This is a genomic window from Gottfriedia sp. ABJ_BB2_2 (assembly GCF_055484705.1).
Window position 1 is genome coordinate 41,094 of record NZ_JBVFKR010000008.1, and the last position, 23,797, is coordinate 64,890.

At 32.4% G+C, this 23,797-nt stretch carries 23 protein-coding genes, 1 other RNA gene and 1 pseudogene; 21 read left to right on the top strand and 4 right to left on the bottom strand.

Annotated elements, in window-relative coordinates:
* Positions 1–28: 28 nt before the first annotated feature.
* From bshA to ACX6U0_RS16295, 14 genes and pseudogenes are all read left to right on the top strand, one after another.
* Entirely contained in the window at positions 29–1,165 is a 1,137-nt protein-coding gene (gene bshA / locus ACX6U0_RS16230; RefSeq protein WP_464960925.1) for an N-acetyl-alpha-D-glucosaminyl L-malate synthase BshA, read from the top strand.
* Positions 1,162–2,352 (top strand): CCA tRNA nucleotidyltransferase, encoded by a 1,191-nt coding sequence (locus tag ACX6U0_RS16235; RefSeq protein ID WP_464960926.1) that lies wholly within the window; start codon positions 1,162–1,164, stop codon positions 2,350–2,352. The genes bshA and ACX6U0_RS16235 overlap by 4 nt, the downstream gene beginning before the upstream one ends.
* A complete protein-coding gene (locus ACX6U0_RS16240) occupies positions 2,337–3,320 on the top strand; it encodes a biotin--[acetyl-CoA-carboxylase] ligase (RefSeq protein ID WP_464960927.1) in 984 nt (327 codons plus the stop codon). The genes ACX6U0_RS16235 and ACX6U0_RS16240 overlap by 16 nt, the downstream gene beginning before the upstream one ends.
* 228 nt (positions 3,321–3,548) lie before the next feature.
* Positions 3,549–4,391, top strand: coding sequence for a 3-methyl-2-oxobutanoate hydroxymethyltransferase (panB, locus tag ACX6U0_RS16245; protein WP_464960928.1), 843 nt, complete (start codon positions 3,549–3,551; stop codon positions 4,389–4,391).
* Positions 4,388–5,230, top strand: coding sequence for a pantoate--beta-alanine ligase (gene panC, locus ACX6U0_RS16250; RefSeq protein WP_464960929.1), 843 nt, complete (start codon positions 4,388–4,390; stop codon positions 5,228–5,230). Before panB ends, panC begins: the two co-directional genes overlap by 4 nt.
* Before the next feature lie 22 nt (positions 5,231–5,252).
* Positions 5,253–5,636: an aspartate 1-decarboxylase gene (gene panD, locus ACX6U0_RS16255; RefSeq protein ID WP_192602225.1), complete on the top strand. Its 384-nt coding sequence runs from the start codon at positions 5,253–5,255 to the stop codon at positions 5,634–5,636.
* Between the two features lie 91 nt (positions 5,637–5,727).
* The gene (gene dinG, locus ACX6U0_RS16260) at positions 5,728–8,508 is read left to right on the top strand and encodes an ATP-dependent DNA helicase DinG (protein ID WP_464960930.1); all 2,781 of its coding nucleotides are present in this window, start codon (positions 5,728–5,730) and stop codon (positions 8,506–8,508) included.
* A 104-nt stretch (positions 8,509–8,612) separates the two neighbouring features.
* Positions 8,613–8,783 (top strand): YpmA family protein, encoded by a 171-nt coding sequence (locus tag ACX6U0_RS16265; protein ID WP_192602223.1) that lies wholly within the window; start codon positions 8,613–8,615, stop codon positions 8,781–8,783.
* An 11-nt stretch (positions 8,784–8,794) separates the two neighbouring features.
* A complete protein-coding gene (locus ACX6U0_RS16270; protein WP_464960931.1) occupies positions 8,795–9,259 on the top strand; it encodes a cell wall elongation regulator TseB-like domain-containing protein in 465 nt (154 codons plus the stop codon).
* 12 nt (positions 9,260–9,271) lie between these two features.
* On the top strand, positions 9,272–10,459 hold the full coding sequence (locus ACX6U0_RS16275; protein WP_464960932.1) for a pyridoxal phosphate-dependent aminotransferase: 1,188 nt from the start codon (positions 9,272–9,274) through the stop codon (positions 10,457–10,459).
* 143 nt (positions 10,460–10,602) lie between these two features.
* Positions 10,603–10,713 (top strand): annotated as a pseudogene (locus ACX6U0_RS16280) (hypothetical protein); the annotation flags it as partial.
* 155 nt (positions 10,714–10,868) lie between these two features.
* The gene (locus ACX6U0_RS16285; RefSeq protein WP_464960933.1) at positions 10,869–11,591 is read left to right on the top strand and encodes a DnaD domain-containing protein; all 723 of its coding nucleotides are present in this window, start codon (positions 10,869–10,871) and stop codon (positions 11,589–11,591) included.
* Between the two features lie 43 nt (positions 11,592–11,634).
* Positions 11,635–12,291: an endonuclease III gene (nth, locus tag ACX6U0_RS16290; protein ID WP_464960934.1), complete on the top strand. Its 657-nt coding sequence runs from the start codon at positions 11,635–11,637 to the stop codon at positions 12,289–12,291.
* Positions 12,288–12,785: a YpoC family protein gene (locus ACX6U0_RS16295; RefSeq protein WP_464960935.1), complete on the top strand. Its 498-nt coding sequence runs from the start codon at positions 12,288–12,290 to the stop codon at positions 12,783–12,785. Before nth ends, ACX6U0_RS16295 begins: the two co-directional genes overlap by 4 nt.
* An 18-nt stretch (positions 12,786–12,803) precedes the next feature.
* On the opposite strand, the gene ACX6U0_RS16300 is transcribed toward ACX6U0_RS16295, so the two are convergent.
* Together ACX6U0_RS16300 and recU are read right to left on the bottom strand one after the other, a co-directional pair.
* Complete coding sequence (locus ACX6U0_RS16300) at positions 12,804–15,353, bottom strand: transglycosylase domain-containing protein (RefSeq protein WP_464960936.1); 2,550 nt, start codon at positions 15,351–15,353, stop codon at positions 12,804–12,806.
* Positions 15,354–15,414: 61 nt separating this feature from the next.
* Complete coding sequence (gene recU, locus ACX6U0_RS16305) at positions 15,415–16,008, bottom strand: Holliday junction resolvase RecU (RefSeq protein ID WP_464960937.1); 594 nt, start codon at positions 16,006–16,008, stop codon at positions 15,415–15,417.
* A 94-nt stretch (positions 16,009–16,102) separates the two neighbouring features.
* On the opposite strand from recU, the gene ACX6U0_RS16310 reads away from it, so the two are divergent.
* A complete protein-coding gene (locus ACX6U0_RS16310) occupies positions 16,103–17,110 on the top strand; it encodes a DUF2515 family protein (RefSeq protein ID WP_464960938.1) in 1,008 nt (335 codons plus the stop codon).
* 483 nt (positions 17,111–17,593) lie between these two features.
* Complete coding sequence (locus ACX6U0_RS16315) at positions 17,594–17,842, top strand: hypothetical protein (protein ID WP_464960939.1); 249 nt, start codon at positions 17,594–17,596, stop codon at positions 17,840–17,842.
* 276 nt (positions 17,843–18,118) lie between these two features.
* On the opposite strand, the gene yppF is transcribed toward ACX6U0_RS16315, so the two are convergent.
* A complete protein-coding gene (gene yppF, locus ACX6U0_RS16320) occupies positions 18,119–18,295 on the bottom strand; it encodes a YppF family protein (RefSeq protein ID WP_087999444.1) in 177 nt (58 codons plus the stop codon).
* Between the two features lie 209 nt (positions 18,296–18,504).
* On the opposite strand from yppF, the gene ACX6U0_RS16325 reads away from it, so the two are divergent.
* Positions 18,505–19,317 (top strand): YppG family protein, encoded by an 813-nt coding sequence (locus ACX6U0_RS16325; protein ID WP_464960940.1) that lies wholly within the window; start codon positions 18,505–18,507, stop codon positions 19,315–19,317.
* A gap of 66 nt (positions 19,318–19,383) precedes the next feature.
* Here the strand turns inward: ACX6U0_RS16325 and ACX6U0_RS16330 are convergent, their stop codons facing one another.
* Positions 19,384–20,112, bottom strand: coding sequence for a GntR family transcriptional regulator (locus ACX6U0_RS16330; protein ID WP_464960941.1), 729 nt, complete (start codon positions 20,110–20,112; stop codon positions 19,384–19,386).
* Positions 20,113–20,841: 729 nt separating this feature from the next.
* Here ACX6U0_RS16330 and ACX6U0_RS16335 point away from each other — a divergent pair.
* The 4 genes from ACX6U0_RS16335 (at position 20,842) to ACX6U0_RS16350 (ending at position 23,537) form a co-directional block, all read left to right on the top strand.
* Positions 20,842–21,411 (top strand): SLOG family protein, encoded by a 570-nt coding sequence (locus ACX6U0_RS16335; RefSeq protein WP_464960942.1) that lies wholly within the window; start codon positions 20,842–20,844, stop codon positions 21,409–21,411.
* A 76-nt stretch (positions 21,412–21,487) separates the two neighbouring features.
* On the top strand, positions 21,488–21,790 hold the full coding sequence (gene gpsB / locus ACX6U0_RS16340; RefSeq protein ID WP_464960943.1) for a cell division regulator GpsB: 303 nt from the start codon (positions 21,488–21,490) through the stop codon (positions 21,788–21,790).
* Between the two features lie 78 nt (positions 21,791–21,868).
* Positions 21,869–22,249: RNase P RNA component class B (rnpB, locus tag ACX6U0_RS16345), an RNA gene on the top strand.
* Positions 22,250–22,388: 139 nt separating this feature from the next.
* Positions 22,389–23,537: a THUMP domain-containing class I SAM-dependent RNA methyltransferase gene (locus ACX6U0_RS16350; RefSeq protein ID WP_464960944.1), complete on the top strand. Its 1,149-nt coding sequence runs from the start codon at positions 22,389–22,391 to the stop codon at positions 23,535–23,537.
* The last annotated feature ends 260 nt before the right edge of the window (positions 23,538–23,797 follow it).

Genomic DNA, 23,797 nt, shown 5'->3' on the forward strand with positions numbered 1-23,797 from the left:
AAAAGAGAAGATTATTAGGAGAGATAAAATGAAATTAAAAATAGGGATCACATGTTATCCCACTGTTGGTGGTTCTGGGGTTATCGCTACTGAACTAGGTAAATTATTAGCGGAGCAAGGACATGAGATTCATTTTATTTCATCAAGTATGCCTTTTCGATTAAATAAAGTAAATCCAAATATTTACTATCATGCTGTAGAAGTAAATCAATACTCGGTATTCCAATACCCTCCGTATGATTTAGCGTTAGCTAGTAAGATGGCAGAAGTAGCGAATCGTGAAAAATTAGATATACTACATGTGCATTATGCAATTCCACATGCTGTTTGTGCTTTTTTAGCGAAACAAATGATTCATCATGAGGTTAAAATCGTTACAACATTACATGGCACAGATATTACCGTATTAGGTTACGATCCTTCTTTAACAGAATTAATAAAATTTGGAATCGAAAAATCTGATGCAGTTACTGCTGTATCAAATGATCTAATTCTCCAAACAAATGAACTTGTTAGTCCGGATAAGGATATTCAAACGGTTTACAATTTCATTGATGAACGAGTTTACTATAAACGGAATTGTCGTAAGTTAAAGGCTGAATATGGAATAGAGGAACATGAAAAAGTCATTATTCATATTTCTAATTTTAGACAAGTAAAACGAACGAAAGATGTTGTAAATGTTTTTAATTTAGTTCGAAAAGAGATCCCAGCTAAACTACTATTAGTTGGTGATGGACCAGAGCTTTCAGTACTTTGTAAATTAGTAAATGAACTTGGTATAGAAAAAGATGTATTATTTTTAGGAAAACAAGAAAATGTTGAAGAATTGTTATCGATGAGTGATGTGAAGCTGTTATTATCATCAAAAGAAAGCTTTGGTCTTGTACTTTTAGAAGCTATGGCATGCGGCGTGCCTTGTATAGGTACAAGAATCGGTGGAATCCCTGAAGTGATTGAGCATGGTGAAAATGGTTACTTATGTGATTTAGGAGATATTGAGCAAATTACGTATCACACACTAAATTTATTAAAAGATGAGGGACTACACCAGAAAATTTCTAAGCGCTCAATTGAACTGGTAAAGGAGCGATTCCATTCATCTCAGATTGTTTCACAGTACTTATCAATCTATAAGGAATTATTAGGGCTAAATGAATCATGAATATATTTGAAAATGCAAAACCAATCTTAACGAAACTAATCGAAAATGGATATGATGCTTATTTTGTTGGTGGTTGTGTACGAGATAAATTACTAAACAGAGTAATTGGAGATATAGATATCGCAACTTCCGCTTTACCTGAAGAGGTAATGAGTATTTTCTCAAAAACTGTGCCTACAGGTCTACAGCATGGCACAGTTTTAGTCATTGAAGGAAATGATTCATATGAAATTACAACATTTCGAACAGAATCAACATATGAAGACTTTAGAAGACCTTCGGAAGTGATTTATGTAAAATCAATTCTAGAAGATTTAAAACGAAGAGATTTTACAATGAATGCAATAGCAATGGATGTAGAAGAAAACTATATAGATCCGTTTAACGGAGAAGAAGCAATAGAACAGAAATTAATACAAGCTGTTGGAAATCCAAATGAAAGATTTCATGAAGATGCCTTACGGATGATGAGGGGAATTCGTTTTGTTAGCCAGTTAGATTTTACAATGCATCATGATACGTTTCATGCAATCCAAGCAAATTGTTCGTTAATCGAAAAAATAGCGACTGAGCGAATCAGTGTAGAATTTGAGAAAATGCTAATCGGAAAATCTCCAAAGAATGCAATTCAATTATGTATTGATACGAACCTGATTCAACATCTACCTAACTTTAAAGATGGCAAACAGATTTTTACAAAAATGCAATCTCTGCCAATCGAAAATTTAAAGACAATCGAAGAGTTTTGGGCATTGATTCTACTATTTGGGAAGTTTGAACAACCCGAGTCTATACTCCGAAACTGGAAAATGTCGAATGAACGAATAAAACATATTCTAACCATATATTTATTGTTAGAAAAAGATGAAATAGAGTGGAGTCATTCAGAATTATACAAAACAGGTTTAGCGCATGCAATCAAGTATGAGCGATTACAAAACGTATTAGGGAATGTAGATAAGAGAAGAACTGAAGAATCATTAACAGATCAGTACAATCAATTATCAATTCATTCAAAAGCTGAATTATGCTTTACAGGTAATGATTTATTGAAATGGACAAATGAAAAAGCTGGACCATGGTTAAAAGAAGTGATTAGTGAAATCGAAATGCTAATTGTAGAAGAAAAATTAGACAATAACCAACCTGAGATAAAGGAGTGGTTTCAAAAGTGGCATCAAAAGTAAAAGAACAAATCATACAGCTATTCACAGAAAATCATGATCAATATTTATCAGGGCAATATTTGAGTGATAAATTAGGAATTTCACGTACCGCAATTTGGAAGTACATGAAAGAGCTACAAGAAGAAGGTATTGAAGTAGAGGCAGTACGTAAAGTTGGGTACAAAATTATTGGTAAATCAGACAGAATGACTTCAACTGATATCCAATTGGGGTTAGAAACAAAAAAGTTTGGTCGACAAATAGTCTATCAAGAAGAGGTAAATTCTACTCAAATTATTGCAAATGAGTTGGTAATGAATGACGCTCCTGAAGGGACGATCGTTGTTGCTGAGAGACAATTAAAGGGACGTGGCAGACTACAAAGGAATTGGGTCACATCAGATGGGAAAGCAATAGCAATGAGTTTAATCCTTAGACCATCTATTTCACCTAGAGTTGCGCCACAGCTTACTTTACTGACAGCGGTTGCGATTGCTTCTGCAATTGAAAAGGTAACAGGAATTCATCCGAATATAAAGTGGCCAAATGATTTATTAATTAATCATAAAAAGGTTTGTGGGATTTTAACCGAGATGCAAGGTGATGCAGATTGTATAAAAAGCGTCGTAATCGGAATTGGAATCAATGTGAATCAAGTTGAAAGTGATTATCCATTAGAGCTTTCTGATATTGCAACTTCATTAAGAATTGAAAAAGGACAACCATTTTTGCGTGCTAAATTAATTCAAGTCATTTTAGCAGAATTTGAAAAGTATTATGAAATTTTCATTGAAAAAGGATTTAAACCGATAAAAATTCTTTGGGAAAGCTATGCTATTTCATTAGGGAAACAAATAAAGGCAACGACATTAACTGAAGAAATATTTGGCCATGCAATTGGTATTACTGATGAGGGTCAGCTTTTAATTGAAGATCCTGCAGGTTTGATTCATACGATTTATTCTGCTGATATTTCATTTAATAAATAATTCTAGTCGTATTCTTGATAAATTGTTATAATATGGATTGAAATGGGTGGTATCCTAATAGGAACTACACCAAGCTATACCTTTTAAATATAAAAATGTGTCTGCCTTGATCCATTATTGGACTGGGACAGAGGAATGAGATGGTTTACAATTTTCCTTTGTTCTCTCCTGAGCAAAGGTTTTTTATTGTAGCCCCCATTTCCTCTTCATTCAAAAGGAGGAAACGAGATGAAAACAACAAAGGATTTTGTATCAATGAAGGAAAACAAGGATCCAATCGTAATGATTACAGCTTACGATTATCCATCAGCATTATTAGCTGAAAAAAGTGAAGTGGATATGATTTTGGTAGGGGATTCACTTGGCAATGTGGTATTAGGATATGATTCAACCATAAAGGTTACGGTTGATGACATGATCCATCATTCTAAAGCTGTTAAACGAGGAGCTAAAAATACTTTCATTGTTACTGATATGCCTTTTATGTCTTATCATATTTCAAAAGAAGAAGCATTAAGAAGTGCTTGCAGAATTATGCAAGAAGGGGATGCGCATGCTGTAAAGCTTGAAGGTGCAGATGAACATGTTTTAGAAGTCATTAAAGCATTAACAGCTGCTGGAGTTCCTGTCGTTGCCCACTTAGGTTTAACGCCTCAGTCAGTAGGTGTCTTAGGTGGATATAAAGTTCAAGCACGTGATTCTGAAAGTGCAATGAAATTGTTTAATGATGCCAAAAAATGTGAAGAAGCAGGCGCATTTGCGATTGTGTTAGAATGTATTCCAAAACAAATTGCAAAAGATATATCACATGATCTATCAATACCTACAATCGGGATTGGTGCTGGTGTTGAATGTGATGGTCAAGTTCTTGTTTATCATGACTTAATAACTTATGGTGTTGGAAAGGTTGCAAAGTTTGTTAAACAATATGCAAATGTTTCGACGACAATCGAAAATGCAATCGCATCATATGTTCAAGAAGTGAAGGCTAAACAGTTTCCTGATGATAAGCATTCTTTCACTATGAAGGAAGAACAGTTAAAGGCATTATACGGGGGAAGTTCGCAATGAAGGTTTTTCATAAAATAAAAGATTTACGAGATGAACTGAAATCTCGACGAAATACACAAACAATCGGATTTGTACCAACAATGGGTTATCTTCATGAAGGTCATGTAACATTATTAAAAGAAGCACGAAGAAAAAATGACCTTGTCGTATTAAGTATATTTGTTAATCCTACCCAATTTGGACCAAATGAAGATTTTGACAAATATCCAAGAGACTTTGAAAGAGATGAAAAGATCGCAAGTAATGCTGGGGTAGATTACCTATTTTATCCAACAGTTGAAGAAATGTACCCAAATGAATTAAAATCTACAATGAAGGTAACGAAACGAGTTGATGTACTTTGTGGCGAAAAGAGACCAGGTCACTTTGATGGAGTAGCATTAGTCGTTACTAAATTATTTAATATTGTTGGACCTAACGATGTCTATTTTGGGTTAAAGGATGCTCAACAAGTTGCCGTAATCGAAGGGTTAATTGAGGATTATAATATTCCAGTAACTTTAAATGCAATTCCAACTGTTAGAGAAGAAGATGGATTAGCAAAAAGTTCTAGAAATATTTATTTAACTGAAAATGAGCGATTAGAAGCTCCATTCTTATATAAAAGCTTACAAAAAGCCGTAGATGATATTAAAAATGGAGAACATAATGTTGAGCAACTAATTGAACAGATTGCTCAAACGATTAAAACTGAAACATCTGGCACAATTGATTATATAAATATTTATTCATATCCTAATTTAGAAAAAATAGATACAATCAATGGAAAAATCATCATAGCTATCGCTGTGAAATTTTCAAATGCACGATTAATTGATAATTTAATCGTTGATATTTGATCGTATGTAGGGGGAAAAATAGATGATTCGTACAATGATGAGAGCAAAGCTTCATAGAGCTACTGTAACTGAAGCAAATTTAAATTATGTTGGTAGTATTACAATTGATGAAAATTTAATGGATGCAGTAGATGTTCGTGAAAATGAAAAAGTACAAATTGTAAATAACAATAATGGTGCTCGACTTGAAACATACGTAATCCCAGGAAAACGTGGAAGTGGAGTTATTTGTTTAAATGGAGCGGCAGCTAGACTTGTTCAAGAAGGCGATAAAGTAATCATCATCGCTTACGGTCAAGTTGAAGAAGAAAAGCTTGATCAACATGTACCAAATATTGCAATATTAAATGATAACAATGAAATTGTCGAAATGATTGGTAAAGAAATAGCAGGGACAATTAAGTAATGGAAATCCCCTCTTTTTAGGGGATTTTTTTGTATTGTTTAATTTGTTTTATGCAAAATAATCACAATAGAGAAAATGGAGGTGGCAAAAAGTGAATAAGTTTGTTGTAGTTGACCTAGAAACGACAGGTAACAACAGTAGAGGTCAAGATCGAATTATTCAAATTGCAGCCTTTGTACTTGAGAACGGAGAAGTAATTGAGCAATTTTCTAGTTTTATCAATCCGCTTATTGAAATTCCAACCTTTATCAGTGAGTTAACAGGGATAAATAAAGATATGGTGTCTCATGCACCACAGTTTGAACAAATAGCAGAGGAATTATATCCTATCTTTGAGGATGCATACTTTGTAGCTCATAATGTTCATTTTGACTTAACATTTTTACAAAAAGAATTCGAACGTGTGGGATTCAAAAAAATCCATCCTTTATCAATTGATACAGTTGAATTGACAAGAATTTTATATCCGACATTATCTAGCTATAAGCTGTCAGATTTAGCAAAAGTATTTCATATTGAACACGAAAATCCACATCAAGCTGATAGTGATGCTGAAGTAACAGCAGAACTATTAACGATCTTACTTAAAAAGTTGGAAGGTTTACCATATGCTTCATTGAAAATACTTGAAAATCTAAGTAAAAGCTTCAAAAGTGACATTACATATTATATTTCTGATTTAATTCAAAAAAAATCAGAGTCTACAATAAAAGAAGAAAATATAGAAGAGTTTAGAAGAGTAGCGATTAAAAAAAGTAAATTCAGTTTACCTCAGGAAGAAGAGGACTTTGTTGAGTTTAAAGAATACTTGCAGCGCGATTTAAACCAGCGAATGGAAGTTGAGATGCCAACTTTTCATAAAAGAGAAGAACAGATTTCTTATATGCAGGATGTTTTTGAAGCATTTCAATCAAATAAAATGCTTTTATCTGAGGCAAGTACAGGCGTGGGGAAAACCTTTGGATATTTAATTCCGTCTGCTTTTTTCTCAAAACAGTTTGGTAAGCAAGTCATCATTAGTACTAGTACAATTTCATTGCAAAAACAAATTACGAAAAAACATTTACCAACAGTAGAAACATTATTGCCGTTTCAATTAAAAGTAGCTTCAATACAAAGTAAAAAAAATTATCTTTGTCTGCAAAAATTTGAATATGTAATAGATGAATTTGATGATAACTACGATAGTATTTTATCCAAAGCAATGATTTGTGTTTGGCTAACAGAAACAGAAAGCGGTGAACTTGATGAGCTTTCTTTACCATCTGGTGGGATTCATTTATGGGAACGAGTATGCTGTAATGATGAAAGTGAAAATAAAAGGTCAAATCCTTGGTATCATAACTGTTTTTATCAAAGAGCAAAAAATCAGTTAATGCTTGCTGATTTAATCATTACAAATCATGCTTATTTATTATCAACTTTGAAAAATAAAGAACATTTATTAAACTCTGTTAAAAATATTGTTATTGATGAGGCACATTCGCTTGAAGAAACATCATCGAAGACTTTTGGGATTACATTTTCGTGCTTAAAATATTATCAATATTTGAGCCGGTTAAGTACTTCAGATGGAAATGAGCTTGTTCATCGGTTATATAAGCTAGATGAATTGAATGAAACTCGAGTGAAATGGTGGAAAAAAATAGACCATTATATAAAAGAAATAAAATATGAATCAGATGAACTATTCAGGTTATTGAGAGATTTTATCTTATCAAAGCAAAATGAATTTGATAAAGATAATATAAGACAATCAATCACATTAAATGATAATAATACTTCTAGCCAAAATTGGAAGGTAATCATTGAGTGTGCAAATCGATTAGTAAATACGAATAATTCTTTATTTAAAGAATGTGAAAAATATTTTAAACTGACTAGTGACTTGAAAGCAAATTCATTTCAAAAATCGATGATAAATGAATTTAAAATGATAATTGGCCAATTATACTTAATGAAAAATGGTTTACAGGAAATCCTATTTGATCAAAATGAACAGTTTATTAGATGGATGGATACTGAATCTAAAGGTTCATTCCATACGACGATGTTATATAGTGAAAAAGTAAATAATGCAGACTTAATCAACAAGTTTTTAATCGCTGACCGTGATTCGATTATATTTACGTCTGCAACAATGAGTTTAAAAAACACTTTTACTTATATGAAATCAACACTAGGATTACCTGAAGAGAATGTTATCGAAAAGATTTATCCAGTTCCATTAGATTTCCAACAAGGAATGAAGGTATATATTCCTACTGATTTAAAGGGAATTAAAGATATATCTTTAGAAGAATATGCGTTCCAAACCGCGAATGCAATCAGTAAAATAGCAAATAAAATTAAAGGTAGAACATTAGTTTTATTTACTGCATTTGACTTGCTAAAACAAACCTATGATCATTTAGTTGATTCAACCAATTCAATTCAATCAACTGTTTTAGCACAAGGTTTTTCTCAAGGTGGAAAGCAAAGATTAATTAAACAATTTTTACAATCAAAACAAACAATTTTATTAGGAACAAACACATTTTGGGAAGGAATTGACTTACCAAATGAAGAATTAGATTGTTTAATCATTGTACGCTTGCCTTTTACGAATCCTGAAAAACCTATGTTTATTGCTAAATCAAATTTACTAAAGAAAGCAGGTGAAAATTCGTTCTCGAATTTAGCACTACCGCTTGCTGTATTTAAATTTAGACAAGGCTATGGCCGTTTAATTCGTAATGAAAAAGATCAAGGGTCATTATTTGTATTAGATAATCGAATTATTAATGCAAATTATGGGGAAGAATTTTTGAAGCTTATTCCTAGAAATAAAATCAAAATAAATACAATTGATGAACTATTAAACGATTTTTAGACATTTTTAAACAAAAGCATGAGAATATAGGGGAATCAGTTATTTCGTGTGGTATAATGACAATATTGTGATGTATATCCATATACATTTTTAGGAGGAGCAACATGAATACAAAGATTGAAGTATTATCAACAACTAAGATTGAATATACAAAGGAACTTTATAAAATTGTTGATAGTTTAAATCGAACTTTAAAAGAACAGGATTTAATGTTTGGACTAGCACTTGATAAAGAAAATCCAGAAAACGCAGTCTTTACAATTTATCGAACTTAAATGAGGTATATATGAAAAAATGGTTAATCATCCTGGGATTAGGCATCGTATTTCTAGCTTTATTTTTTATATCAACTTACCAATCATCTCTATCACCATTAAATGATGAAAAAAAGCAAGCAGAAGAACTTGCTGTTAAACAAGGCTATTTAAAAACTGTTGCTAGTAGTGATTACTACCATGGTAAAGAACAAGCTATTGTTTTGACAGGTAAGGATGATACAAATAATGAAATGATTGCTTGGGTACAGGATGGAAATATTATCGCTAGGAAAAAAAGTGAAGGTTTAACAGAGCAGGAAATTATAGAAAAAGTAACAAATGAAAGAGATCCAAAAGAAATACATAAAGTTAAGTTAGGAATAGAGAACAAAATTCCATTATGGGAAGTAGTATATATAGATAAACAAGGGCGTTTTAATTTTTATTATGCTGCTTTTGAAAATGGTGAGCTTTTAAAACGTTATAGTATCTAGGGGGAAGAAATGATGAAACTAGCAAAAAGAGTAAGCGCGTTAACACCATCGACAACACTAGCTATTACAGCAAAAGCTAAGGAAATGAAAGATAAAGGGATCGATGTAATTGGTTTAGGCGCAGGAGAACCAGACTTTAATACACCAGCTGCTATTATTGAGGAAGCATATGCAGCGATGATGAGCGGCCAAACAAAGTATACGCCATCTAATGGGCTTCCTGCACTTCGAAAAGCAATTTGTGATAAATTACAAAAGGATCAAGGTATAAGCTATTCTCCAGCTGAAGTTGTTGTAACGAATGGTGCAAAGCATGCGCTATATACATTGTTCCAAGCAATTTTAGATCCAGGCAGTGAAGTGATTATCCCGACTCCTTATTGGGTAAGTTATCCAGAACAAGTGATTCTTGCTGAAGGTGTACCTGTATTTATTGAAGGTCATGAGCACCAACAATTTAAAGTAACACCTGAACAAATTGAGACAGCAATTACAGAAAATACAAAAGCAATTATCATTAACTCACCAAGTAATCCTACTGGTATGATTTATACCGAACAAGAATTAAAAGAAATTGGTGACGTTTGTTTAAAACATGATATTTTAATCGTTTCTGATGAGATTTATGAAAAATTAGTCTACGATGGTGCAAAGCATGTATCAATAGCTCAATTAAGCCCTGAATTAAAAGAGCAAACAATTATTATTAATGGTGTATCTAAATCTCATTCAATGACGGGATGGAGAATTGGATATGCAGTCGGTAATAAAGAAATTATTAACGCGATGACAAATCTTGCTAGTCATTCAACTTCAAACCCAACAACAATGGCTCAAATTGCAACAATTAAAGCCTATGAAATGGGAGATGCTCCTGTTGAAGAAATGAGAGTAGCTTTCGAAGATCGATTAAATAAAACATATGAGAGACTTGTAACGATCCCTGGTTTCACATGCGAAAAACCAAATGGTGCATTTTATTTATTCCCGAATGTTACAGAGGCTGCTAAAATGGCAGGATTCAACAATGTTGATGAATTTGTGACAGAATTACTTGAAAAAGCAAGTGTAGCAGTAATTCCAGGATCTGGATTTGGCTCACCTGAAAATATTCGCTTATCATATGCAACTTCTCAAGAACAGCTTGATAAAGCCCTAGAACGTATTGAGCAATTTATGAAAGCAAGTATCCTAAGCTAACTTTAAGGCTTCTTAGTAAACGCATGATTTTTCCTTGATTCTGCTAAAGTAAGAAACTGAAGAAGCATTACTGTTTCTCGTCTGAGTTAGGACTAAGAAACAAAAGTGTTCAATTAGTATAAATAACGGATTTTCTTCAATTTCATTCTGGATTTGGTCTAGTGTTAGAACGTACTGTAGCATGGTTTTCAGGCGCTTATCATGTGCGTGAAGCTATTCCATTCCCACGTCTATTAAACCGTTTATACCCTTAATAAATCGATTTTTAGATGGTTTTTTAATGAATTATTAGATAAACTAATGAAGAGGTATGTTTCTCATACCTCTTTTTGTTTTCACTAAAAATGGAGATTCATTACAGTTTATTTCTTTAATGTAAACATGCTATACTATGCTAGAGGTGTTCGAAGTGAATAATAATAGCATTATAAATTGGATTGAATTTGGAAACTTAAGTATTCCAAATATTCTTCTTAGTAAATACGCTTCATTAAACATGAATGAAGAAGAGCTAGTCATGATTCTACAAATTTTTTCTTTTCAACAAAAAGGTCATACGTTTCCAACACCTTCTCAATTAGCAGAGATTATGTCATTAAACGATCAAAAATGTATGGAAGTCATTCGTCAGTTATTAAAAAAAGGTTTACTAGAAATCGTTGAACAAAAGGATGAAAGAAACTTACGATCAGAAGCATATTCTTTATCACCTTTATGGATAAAATTGATTGAATCAACAGAAGAAAAACAGCCGAGTGTAGAAGTAACAAATCCGATTCCATCAATTATTGAGCAAAATGAAGAATCTACTTACTTAGTGTTTGAAAAAGAATTTGGTAGACTATTATCCCCATTCGAAATTGAAACGTTAACAATGTGGATGGATCAAGATGAGCATGATGAAAAATTAATTAAAGCTGCTTTAAAAGAAGCAGTCATCAGTGGTAAGTTAAACTTTCGATATATCGATCGAATTCTTTTTGAATGGAAAAAGAATGGAATAAAACAAGTTGAACAAGCCATTAATTACAGTAAGCATTTTAGAAAAAAAGAACCACAATCTCAAAATAAAGAGCAAACTGAAACAAAATATACAGGAGCAATTCCTTTTTATAATTGGCTAGAAAAGTAAAGCGAGGACATGCTCCTCGCTTTTGTTAGTAAGGGGTGTAGGAATGTTAAACAAACAACAAATTTCCGAGGTTTTAAATACAATGGGTGATATGTTCCCAGATGCACATTGTGAACTAAATCATAAGAATCCATTTGAACTGGTTATTGCGGTTGCTTTATCAGCGCAATGTACAGATGTATTAGTGAATAAAGTAACGAAAACACTTTTTGAGAAATATAAAACACCACAAGATTATTTAAATGTTTCATTAGAAGAACTGCAAAATGATATTAGGTCTATTGGGCTTTTTCGAAATAAAGCAAAAAATATACAGAAGCTTAGTGACATGATTCTTACAGAATTTAATGGAGAAGTACCTAGAACAAGAGACGAGTTAGTCAAATTACCGGGGGTAGGTAGAAAGACTGCTAATGTAGTTATGTCTGTTGCATTTAATATCCCTGCAATCGCAGTAGACACTCATGTAGAGCGGGTCTCAAAACGATTGGCAATTTGTCGATGGAAGGACTCGGTACTAGAAGTTGAGCTGACATTAATGAATAAAGTACCAAAAGAAGAGTGGGGAGTTACACATCATAGATTGATTTTCTTTGGACGATATCATTGTAAGGCGCAACGACCCCAATGTGAAACATGTCCACTTCTTGATATTTGTAGAGAAGGTAAAAAACGAATGAAAGCGAAGAAAGCAGTATGAGTAGAATTCATGAAAACTTTATAAAACCACCATTTTATTTGGAAAGTAAGAATGAGATAGAACATGCTTCACTAATGATAAAAAATAAACCGTTTTTCTACGAAAGTCTTCATCTATTAGAAAATAGTGCTTTAAGCACTAAAGAAATTCGAGAGGAAATCATTAAAGACATGTTTTTACAATGGAAAGAGGAGTCTGAGCAACTGACAGGCTATTTTAGGAGACGAGATCGCAAAGCGGCATTAGAACCAATGCTAAGAGGCTTAGCTAACTTTATTTCGATTACAACTTGGTTAAACGATAAAATATTAACGAATGTAAATGACGTGATCAGTGAACTAGACTCTTTAACGTTAAAACCGATTAACTTGAACGAAAGAATTAGTTTTGTGATAAAACAGCCAGATCACTACCATTCATTTATTCAATTAAGTGGACTATATACAGAATTGGAAAAATTGTATTATAAACAAAAAATAACCTCCTCAAAATAAAATTGAGGAGGTTATTTTTTATGCTGTAATTTTATGATAACGATAATTTGAAGTATTATATGATGTTGGATTTGTGATAATGCCATTATTATCACTAGGTTTAGTAGGATCAGGTATCACCGGATTACCATCTTCATCAGTTTCACCGTCACCACCATCTCCATCTCCATTACCATTGCCATTTCCGTTGCCATTACCGTTTCCGTTTCCGTTTCCGTTTCCGTTGCCATTACCGTTACCATTGCCATTATCACCATTATCATCTGGTGGGGTAACAGGCTCTTCAGTTGTTGATAAATCAACGGTTACCGTCACTGGATTACTCTTACCAACATCACTTGTTGCGATAATCGAAATTTTTACAATATCACCAGGAACAATTCCGTTAATACTCGTTGCTGTTCCTTGAAGTTTTTGTGGTTGCCCTTTTTTCCCGTTAACGTCATAGCTTACTTCAAAAGAAGTCGAAGGAAGCAACTCAGGAGCGTATTGCCAGTTTAAAGATATATTACTTGTAACAGGATCATAATTTGCCGATACATTTTTTACAGGATCTAGTTTAATATCTTGAGGAACATCATCCATTTTTTCACCTTTAATATACAATTCATCACGATTTTCATATACTGAACTTGGTTTTTCGAATTTAGAATTCATATCCCCAGTAGCAGCAAGCATATCTCTTGCGATGTATTTTGCAATATTTGTAGATGATTTACCTAAATAATGATCTTTTTTATTTTTCTCATATCCTGTCCAAACAGATACTGTTACGTCTGGTGAGAAACCAACAAACCAACTATCACGAGTTGCATTATCAGGGAATCCATACTTTTGTTTTACTTCAGTTGGATAATTTGTTGTACCTGTTTTACCCGCCATGTCTAAACCAGGTACGTTTGCTCTACCACCTGTACCAAGAGGGGATTTAACAACATCACGTAGCATATCAGTAATCATATAAGCAGTATAATCACTCATTGCTTGCTTTGGTTCTGGTGTTAATACTTTTTCTGTCTTATCTTGATAAATGATTTTTGTAACAGCATGAGGTGTTATATAAACCCCGCCATTACCAAAGGCTGCATAAGCACCTGCCATTTCCATTGGAGATACACCTGTAAATCCTCCGATAGAGTATGATTCATAAATATCTTTTGGCAAGTCTAGACCTAATCCAACACCAAATTCACGAGATCGATCTAATCCAACTTCTTGCATTGTTTTTAATGCAGGGATGTTTCTTGAATCTGCTAAAGCATAACGAATTGAAATTTTACCTTTATATCGTTTATCCCAGTTACTAATTGGTACACCTTCAGAATATTGATAAGGCTCATCAACTATTTGATGGAAAGTGGACCATTTTAAGTATTGAATAGCTGGGCCATAGTCTAAAATCGGTTTGATTGAAGAACCTGGTTGTCTTTTAATATCTTTTGCAAAATTAATTCCGCCAGTTGTCGTATTTCTACCTGCACCAACTGCTCGAATTTCACCAGTTTTCGTATCCGTTAAAACGAAACCAGTTTGAAATTCATCACTTGGATAAAACTCTTTACCACGATTGATAATTTCATCAGCTTTTTGTTGAGCTTTAGGATCAATCGTTGTTTCAATTGTTAATCCATCAGTATAAACATTTGCATCGCCATTTTTTTCAACTTCATCAATTACTACATCTAAAAATGCTTGATATTTAGTACGTTCAGGTTGTGACACCTTTACTAATTTTTTCATTGGAGTTGCTTTTGCCTTTGTATATTCTTCTTCTGAAATATACTTATACTTTTTCATTTGGCTTAGAACGATATTTCTTCTGTTTTCTGATGCAGCGGGATGTTTAGCTGGGTTAAAATTATTTGGGCTTTGAACCATTCCAGCTAATATTGCTGCTTCAGGTAAAGTTATTTTAGACAAGTCTTTACTAAAGTAAGTTTCACTTGCTTTTGCAATCCCATAAACCCCACGACCATTTAAGCCGTTTGAGAAATAAACTTTATTTAAATACATTTCTAATATTTGTTGTTTAGAATACTTTTGCTCTAATTGGAATGCTAAATACCATTCTTGTACTTTACGTTTAATTGTTTTTTCAGGTGATAAAAATGAATTTTTTACAACTTGTTGAGTAATTGTACTACCACCTTGAGAACCAAATCCCCCAGTAATATTTGCTAATACTGCACCGAAGACTCGGCGTATATCCACACCTTTATGCTTAAAGAATCGAACATCTTCAGTCGCTATAAAAGCATCTTGAACTACTGTTGGTATCTCATTATAAGAAATTTTCGTTCTTTGTTCAGTCCCTAATTCAGCAAATACATTTCCATCTTTATCTAAAACAGTAGAGGATAGTGGGTCTTTTAACTTTGATTCATCTAAATCTGGTGCGCCACTAACTAAATAATAAAAACCACCGACACCAGCAAGTATACAAATGACTGCAACTGTTAATATTGATAAAGTGATTTTTTTCCATAAACCTTCACGTTTCTTTGTCGTACCTTTAGTAGGCTTTTCCATACGTTTACGTTCTTCTCGTGAACGATATTCTTTTGCCATCTTAATTTCTCCTGCCTTTCAAAAATGAACCTTAATCTTGATGCTAGTAAATCATGTTAAGTTAATAAAGTTCATCAATACAATTTAAGTAAGGAACAATAATGGGGTAACTAGTTTTAAGCAATGTTCCAAACTGTCTGCATTCTTCTATAGATATTGACTTTCTTCCGCCTTGTTGCTGCCTTTGCCAAAAGGTAAGAATATCGGAAGCTTTCATAAAATAAATTTCATTATATAATGAAAATTTTATTATGACAAACGATATTCCACCATGAATCATCACATTTTCCATATGTTGAATTTGGTGAAGGTGGAAATTTTGAAGAGGGAAGCTAGTCTTGTTGTTTGTTTCTTTAGCTTCAAAGTCAATATACTTTCCTTTATAAATGCCATTGTAATCAGTAGTTGATGCTTGCTTAAAATAAGCTTCTCGAATAACTGCTGCACTTCTTTTTGGATAATCTACTTTTACTATTTGTACAGGTGTTGGTTTTTTATGTATGTTTGCAATGTTATTTGCTAAATAATACGTATTAGTGGCATTTAAATCTTCCTCTAGAGACATTCCTCGATTACTATAAGTATTTCCTGTTTTTGAAATGAAATCATTGCTTTTTTGAATATTATTTTTTCGATTAGGATATTTTATTGTCATTCAAACCAACTCCGCCTTAAAATACATACTAATGTATTATAGCACTAAAACAGACGTTCGTGTTAAAAACAACCATGAATGCAGAGGTGATCTAATGATCCTGCAACACGATAGCTGGAAGGAATATATAAAACAGAGAAGAAAAGAACAGAATGTAAGTAGGAATGAAAATGAATTAATTGAATTGATCAAACACGAAACGATTCGAAATAACAGTGATAATATCTCAAGAACAATCGCTTATCAAATTTACTATTTTAGAATGAAAAATATTCAGTGGTCATTTTTAGCTAGTATGGTTTCACGTAATGCTGGATATAACATGACGGATTTGGAAAACCAAAACTATATTAATGGACTTAGTATAAAACAAAGAAAGCAGTTATATTTAACATATGAAAGAGCTAATTGGATTATTTTTTCGGATGCGTTTCCTCAATTATTATTATTTGAGTACTCTGTAAAACAAAATAAACCATTATTTTATTTACTAAAGCATTTTTCCGTCTCAAGTTTTATGGAAATTGAGTGGGAGAAATATTGGACGAATCGCGATCATGAACGTTTGGTTTATTCACTTATCATAAACGAACAAAATATGATTGAAAAACCCGTTATTCAAGATGAGTATTTCAAGCATGAAGTGTTTGATACTTTGTCGTATAAACTACAAGAGCAATTAAAATTAAGCAGCGTGATTTTCCCAAACTTGTTAGGGGAAATATATGGGTTGTCCATTTTTCAGTTTCAAGATATAAATAAGAGAATACAAATAGGCAAGCAGTTATATTCAATACTATTTCATGAAAATCTTCACCAAAATTTTTGTGAATTTGCAAAACATATAACTCACACAGGAAGTAGAAATGATTACGAAGAAATAGTAGGTTTCGTAAAATCTAATAATCCGGAATTAAGGGACGTATATCCAATTATTCCTCATAAAAGAACAAAAAATTTTGACTGGTATACTCAAACTGTATTCCAACCTGAATGGTATAAAAAAGAAGATTATTCTGATCAATATAAATTTAAAGAAACGTTTTTAATGAAACAAGAGTTGATGTTGTCCCTATTAAAAATGAAATCATTGTTTCAATAAAAGAAGTTAGCAAATAAATGCTAACTTCTTTTTTGTTATTCTTATCGACATTTAAGTGTTACGTCAAATCTACGGTCATAATCTTACATAACATTGGAAGTAAAACCAACAATAACTGGTCTTTTACTTATGCTTGTAAGAACAGAACTATTGCCTACACTTTTCTTAAGTCGCAGGGAAATTTGGTCCTTCTATTTTCGGGTTACCTGTTCCTTGAGATTTACTTTTTTCTTGTTTCTTCTTTTTTACATTTTTATTTTTTGCCATTTGAAAAACACCTCCCATTTATACTTTTCCCAAAACAGTTTATAGTTACAATTCTTTTTTTATTTTTGTCGAATGAGGAGACGAAAATAGAAAAATTCACTTTGTTTAGCGAAAAAGTACTAGTTTTGTCAATGTAGAAGGAGGTAAAGTTTTACTCGTTGAATACATGAGTTATAGGAAATTTGGTGCACAAAAGATGAAGAGGAGTTGAACTGTATGGAGGTAATTCAAAAAGAAGAATTTTTTCGAGCAATTGATGAATTTTTAAATGAGGTTGAATTTATTGAACACTCTTTAGCTTTAAGAATGAGTCAAAAATGTGAAGAAGAAAAAAGTTCACTTTTAAGCAAGGTTCAGTCTACTACGGTACATCTTCACCATTTTGAAAAGAAGGTAAATCAAGCTAGTGAAGGTGGAGGATGGATTTCTACACCATTATTAGGAAGAAAGTTAGCATTTATGTAACATTTGATCTTATAAATAGTCTCTTTTTTAAGAATGTAGTTTTGAATTTGAATTGCTATAGAAAAATGTATCTTACAACGGAAGGCTAAGGCCCCGGAGGGCACCGTGGAAGATTAGCTAACGCACCACGGAAAGGAAGCATCATGGAGTTGTTATCAACTAAAGCATTCTATAGCATTCATTCTAAAACAACTATAAATAAAATAAAGAGATACACATTTACGAAGTTCGTGAAGGTGTATCTCTTTATTTATATTCAATTTAAGTAATGGCCAATCAATTAGGCTTATTTGCGCCTGATAGTTCAAGTTCTTTAATTAATGCTCTGTAATGTTGAAACGTAACTTCTCCATTAAGGTAATTTTGTTGTAAGAAATCCATTAATTGATTAAGATCAGTAGGTTCAAAACTTTTTAAAGAAATAAACTTGTTCTTCAATTCTAGTAATGTCATGATTACCCCTCCAACATTAAATGTAATAAAAAACTTGTTTTTATTACATAAAATGTACCATAAATACTCAAGATTTAAATTTTTTTAAAAATTTAAACTTCCGACAGCAAATGACAAAAAGTTCTGTAAATATTTTTTTTTGATAGTAACAATTTAGGCAATTACATCATACAAATACTAAAAGAATATATATAATGGGTGTGAGAAAAATGAGATATCAAATGTTTCCGCCAAATCACGTTGATAACAGTTTTGAATGGTTTAGAAATCAGCAGCAATTAAATGACCATTATTACAATAATGGCACATTTAATCAGTATGATATGAATCAACAACAAAACGAAATGATACAGCGATATTATGGGAATATGATTCAGCCATATTCTCAAAACCAAACTGGATCTACAGAAATTCCACAAACTGTTCAAATGATGGAGACGTCTCCTTCTAGTGAGACGCAAACATTTCAGGCTACTAACTCAATAGATGACCTACAACAGCAAGCTTATACAGAACCAGATACAATGTTTGCAGCACCGCCTGAGTTTACCCAAGTACAACCGCAATTGATGCAAAATCCAGATGGACAATATCCTAGTCAGTCATATGCTCCGCCAATAGATAGTGGTTTTCCGGGTTATGTACAACAGCCTCAAGCGACGAATTATGCTAATTTTCAAATGTATTCAAACCCATACGGTAACCAAAATTTTCATACACAATTTCCTAATTTTACACAACAAGCGCCACAACACCAACAATATGGGCAAATGATGCAAGGAGGACCTTTTTCAGCACCTTCTATGTTTGCACCAAGTACACCTTATCCAACACAACCAAAACAATTAAATCAACAAAATAGTAATAGCCAATCATTTCAATTTTCTTCTATTTTAAATCAATTTAAGAATTCATCTGGATCGTATGATGTGCCGAAAATGATGAGTACAGCAGGCCAAATGATGAATACAATGAATCAAGTTGGAGGTATTTTCAAACAAATTGGATTTTTCTTCAAATAAAAAAGCCAGGAAAATTCCTGGCTTTTTAGTGTGTAGCGATCGTATGGTGGGTAGTTAATTGTGTTTTTAATCATTTCTAGAAAGAGAATGTACTAGCTTATAACGATCAGCACGATATACAGTTAACTCATGCTCAAGTACCTTGCCACTTCTCAAATAAGTTGTGCGATCGATTGATAACACTGGTGAATTTGGCGGGATTTCTAATAATTTCGCTTCTTTCTCAGTGGCTAATCTTGCTTGGATTGATTGATCTGCGTATTGAATCGGATCGGGTATATTTGAATTTACATAATCATAAAAAGATTTTTCAAGGACAGCTTGATTTAAGTTTGGGGCTATTTCGCATGGTACGTAAATACTTTCAATAGACATAGGCTTTAAATCTGCTAGACGAACTCTTTTAATTTTATAAATGGGATCGTTTTCGTTTATTTTTAAAATATTTGCTAATGAAGAATCTGTTTTTGTAATTTCGAATTCAATTAATTTGCTACTTGGTTTTAATCCTCTTTCAATCATTTCTTCCGTGTAACTATTTAATCTACTAATTCGTTTTTCTACTTTTTGACGACTAACAAATGTACCTTTTCCTTTTTGACGGTATACGAAGCCTTCTTGAACAAGATTATTTAAAGCTTGTCTTACAGTCATTCTAGATATCTGGAATTTTTCAGAAAACTCTCTTTCTGAAGGGATTAATTCATCGGCTGGATATTCTCCAGATGTAATTTTCGTTTTTATATATTCTAATAATTGATGGTAAATTGGGACTGGTGAATTTTTGTTAATCATTGTTTACTCCTCGTATAGCTGTATATTTACATGAATTTGGTAAATAAAACGATTTCATACTTATTTTATAGGAATAAGGTGGAATCGGCAACGGTAGAATTATATTTAAAATGTCGCAATATTTAAACTTTTATTTACGTCAAATTAATAGTTGTGAATTTTGTTCAAACCTTTTAAAATTAAAACTGTTGACATTTTAGATACTTTAATATATTGGAGAGAAAAAATTGAAAAATAAAATCCTTTTTTTATTCTTTATTACTTTAACTTTAACGTTTATTATCTTTACTAGTTTTAAACAAGCATTATATGTAATTCTTTCATAGAAATCAATAAATTGAATACATTATTTCAATTTATTTTAAGATAACGATGCAAAAAGTGAACTTTTTAACAATTTAAAGTAAACTACTTACTTATATGGCATTATTTCCGACACAAATTAATTTATATACATCTAAAGATTAAAACGGATATTATTTTCCTCGAGAAAACGGTAATGATCGTACAAGCTATTAAAAATGGTTTCCACAAATTCGGTTCTATTGATCATATTAACAATTCATTTGTTACTCCAATAATTTATCCTGCATTTACAATAGATGTCGTAAGTAGATATTATTTAAACCGAGTCGAGAAGATCATTTTATGAAAGTGCATTGCCTAAAAAAAGGAATACAAATAACAAAGGAAGAACAGTTTGTTCTTCCTAATTTCTTGTGAGGTCATATGAAAGTACTACTAGTTTCAGGATATAAATCTTTTGAATTAGGCATTTATTCAAATAAACATGACGCAGTAAAATACATAAAAAAAGCAATAAAAAATAAACTCCTTTCATACATAGACGATGGTTTGGAATGGATTATCACTTCAGGTCAAATGGGAATTGAGTTATGGGCAGCAGAAGTGGTTTTTGAGCTGCAGCTTGAATATCCACACTTACAATTAGGTATTTTTACACCTTATGAAGACCAGGAAAAAAACTGGAATGAAGCAAACAAAGCTTATTATGAGGAAATATTAGCACAGGCAGACCATGTGGATTCCATATCAAGGAAACCATATGAATCACCGGTTCAATTAAAAGCTAAAAATGAATTTTTAATTAGCAAGAGTGAAGGTTGTATCCTTTTATATGACACAGAAAAAGAAGGTTCTCCAAAATTTTTGTATGATTTAGCGATTAGGAAAAAGGAATTACATCATTATTCAATCGATTTAGTTACTTTTGATGATTTACAAGTGATTGCAGAGGAAATTATTGAGAATGATGCGAATGATTATAGGGAAATATAGAATAGATAATTGACAATTTATTAAGTCTCTGAAAAAATAGAAGGTAAATATTTCTAAATGTTTTGGGGTGACACACATGGAATCAACAAAAGTAAAACTAAGTATAAAAGATATCCTAAACAAAGAGTTCAAAGTTTCAATGCGTGGATATAATCAAGAAGAGGTAGACCAATACTTAGATACAATTATTAAAGATTATGAATCGTTTCAAAATCAAATAGTAGCCCTACAACAAGAAAATGCAAAGTATAAAAAATTATTAGAAGATCAAAAAAATACGACTCCAACTCCTTCGCCTTTTAATAATACGAATACGGATGTATTAAAAAGATTGTCTAATTTAGAGAAGCATGTCTTTGGTAGCAAACTATTCGAATAATTTTTACTAAACTTATTATGTAAGAAAGCATTGCAAACTAAAGTAGAATTTACTATACTAGATAATGTTCGTTTCATTATGTTCGGGTAATCGCTGCAACGCTTGACGTTGTTGAGGAAAGTCCATGCTCGCACAGACCTGAGATGGCTGTAGTGTTCGTGCCAATCGAAGTCATAAGATTGGGTAGCTGTAAAGCTAACGGCAGGGAACGGACCTAAGTCCTTTATGGATATGGTTCTACTACCTTTAAAGTGCCACAGTGACGTAGTCCTCGAAGAAATGAGAGGAGTGGAACGCGGTAAACCCCACGAGCGAGAAACCCAAATTATGGTAGGGGAATCCTTTCGAAGGAATTGAACTTAGAAAGGGACAGAGTATTCTGTAGATAGATGATTACCACCTTTACGTACGAGGCGAGAGCCGTTTGAAGTACTAAGGAACAGAACATGGCTTACAGAACATATGAAATGATGAAACTGTTTAAAACTCTCTAATCCTTGGAGAGTTTTTTGTAATTTTGACGTGTTTTGTTCATAATGAAGATATGGAAAATAAAAATAGAAAAGTGCATTCTTATTGAATGAGATAGGTGAAAAATTTGACTAAATATACACTAATTGCAACAGCAGCTATGGGTATTGAAGCGTTAGTTGCAAGAGAAGTAAAAAGCTTAGGTTTTGAAGATGTACAGGTTGAAAATGGTCGCGTTTTATTTAAAGCTGATGAAGATGGCATTGTTAAGGCTAATCTATGGTTAAGAACAGCGGATCGTGTAAAGCTTCGAGTTGGTGAATTTAAAGCAACATCTTTTGATGAATTATTTGAAAAAACTAAAGCACTACCATGGCATATGTTTATTCCGAGAAATGGACAATTCCCTGTTACAGGTAAATCTCAAAAATCGAAATTATTTTCAGTTTCGGATTGTCAGGCGATAGTGAAAAAAGCAATTGTTGATAAATTAAAAACAATTCAAAATGTACAAGGAATGCTAATTGAAGATGGCCCATTATTCCGTGTTGAGGTTTCAATCTTAAAAGATATTGTTACTTTAACAATTGATACAACTGGCCGTGAAGGATTACATAAAAGAGGATACCGCGTTGAACAAGGTGAGGCACCATTAAAAGAAACTTTAGCGGCTTCATTAATTTTGTTAACGAACTGGAACGCAGATTTACCATTTGTTGATCCATTTTGTGGTTCTGGAACAATTCCAATTGAGGCTGCCTTAATTGGTCAAAATATTGCACCAGGATCTTTCAGAAGCTTTGCTTCAGAGGAATGGCACTGGATTGGTAAAAAACGTTGGAACGAAGCAAGACAAGAAGCGGATGATATGGCAAATTATGATCAGAAATTAGAAATAATCGGATCAGACATTGACCATAGAATGATTAACGTATCAAAAGCGAATGCTGATGAAATTGGCTTAGCAGACTCGATCTCATTTAAGCAAATGCAAGTTAAGGACTTTACGACTAGATTAGACTATGGATACGTAGTAACAAATCCACCATATGGCGAGCGTTTAAATGACCGTCCATATGTTGAAAAATTATATGCTGATATGGGTCAAGTTTACACGAAATTAGACACATGGTCGGTTTATGTTTTAACTAGTCATGAAGGATTTGAACAATTCTACGGTAAACCAGCAACTAAAAAACGTAAATTGTTTAATGGATTTATTAAAACGGATTATTATCAATACTTTGGAAAACGTCCACCTAGAAATTTTGAATAAAGAAATGATAATAATTACTAACCTAGATGATCACATAATGAATATGTAAAATGTTTAATCGAGCTATATTTTTTCTCGGAAATTTTGAGAAAGGATGTGGCTCTTTTTTTAACTAACTCTATTTTCGTATATATTGTTGATGTGATTAGGGGTTAGTTAATTTCAACTCCAAGAGTCTCCCTTTCCAAGGGCAAAATGAAAAATTTGCAATGTTAAAAAGTACTAATTAACATGCTAACTAGTACTTTTTTAAGAAATAT

Bases quoted from the DNA above. Each gene is read 5' to 3' on its own strand.
- panC (WP_464960929.1), top strand. From the start codon at position 4,388: ATGAAGGTTTTTCATAAAATAAAAGATTTACGAGATGAACTGAAATCT.
- nth (WP_464960934.1), top strand. From the start codon at position 11,635: ATGTTAAACAAACAACAAATTTCCGAGGTTTTAAATACAATGGGTGAT.
- panB (WP_464960928.1), top strand. From the start codon at position 3,549: ATGAAAACAACAAAGGATTTTGTATCAATGAAGGAAAACAAGGATCCA.
- yppF (WP_087999444.1), bottom strand. From the start codon at position 18,295: ATGACATTACTAGAATTGAAGAACAAGTTTATTTCTTTAAAAAGTTTT.
- ACX6U0_RS16335 (WP_464960942.1), top strand. From the start codon at position 20,842: ATGAAAGTACTACTAGTTTCAGGATATAAATCTTTTGAATTAGGCATT.
- gpsB (WP_464960943.1), top strand. From the start codon at position 21,488: ATGGAATCAACAAAAGTAAAACTAAGTATAAAAGATATCCTAAACAAA.
- bshA (WP_464960925.1), top strand. From the start codon at position 29: ATGAAATTAAAAATAGGGATCACATGTTATCCCACTGTTGGTGGTTCT.
- ACX6U0_RS16300 (WP_464960936.1), bottom strand. From the start codon at position 15,353: ATGGCAAAAGAATATCGTTCACGAGAAGAACGTAAACGTATGGAAAAG.
- ACX6U0_RS16325 (WP_464960940.1), top strand. From the start codon at position 18,505: ATGAGATATCAAATGTTTCCGCCAAATCACGTTGATAACAGTTTTGAA.
- panD (WP_192602225.1), top strand. From the start codon at position 5,253: ATGATTCGTACAATGATGAGAGCAAAGCTTCATAGAGCTACTGTAACT.
- ACX6U0_RS16315 (WP_464960939.1), top strand. From the start codon at position 17,594: ATGGAGGTAATTCAAAAAGAAGAATTTTTTCGAGCAATTGATGAATTT.
- ACX6U0_RS16295 (WP_464960935.1), top strand. From the start codon at position 12,288: ATGAGTAGAATTCATGAAAACTTTATAAAACCACCATTTTATTTGGAA.
- ACX6U0_RS16275 (WP_464960932.1), top strand. From the start codon at position 9,272: ATGAAACTAGCAAAAAGAGTAAGCGCGTTAACACCATCGACAACACTA.
- ACX6U0_RS16235 (WP_464960926.1), top strand. From the start codon at position 1,162: ATGAATATATTTGAAAATGCAAAACCAATCTTAACGAAACTAATCGAA.
- ACX6U0_RS16270 (WP_464960931.1), top strand. From the start codon at position 8,795: ATGAAAAAATGGTTAATCATCCTGGGATTAGGCATCGTATTTCTAGCT.
- ACX6U0_RS16330 (WP_464960941.1), bottom strand. From the start codon at position 20,112: ATGATTAACAAAAATTCACCAGTCCCAATTTACCATCAATTATTAGAA.
- recU (WP_464960937.1), bottom strand. From the start codon at position 16,008: ATGACAATAAAATATCCTAATCGAAAAAATAATATTCAAAAAAGCAAT.
- ACX6U0_RS16265 (WP_192602223.1), top strand. From the start codon at position 8,613: ATGAATACAAAGATTGAAGTATTATCAACAACTAAGATTGAATATACA.
- ACX6U0_RS16310 (WP_464960938.1), top strand. From the start codon at position 16,103: ATGATCCTGCAACACGATAGCTGGAAGGAATATATAAAACAGAGAAGA.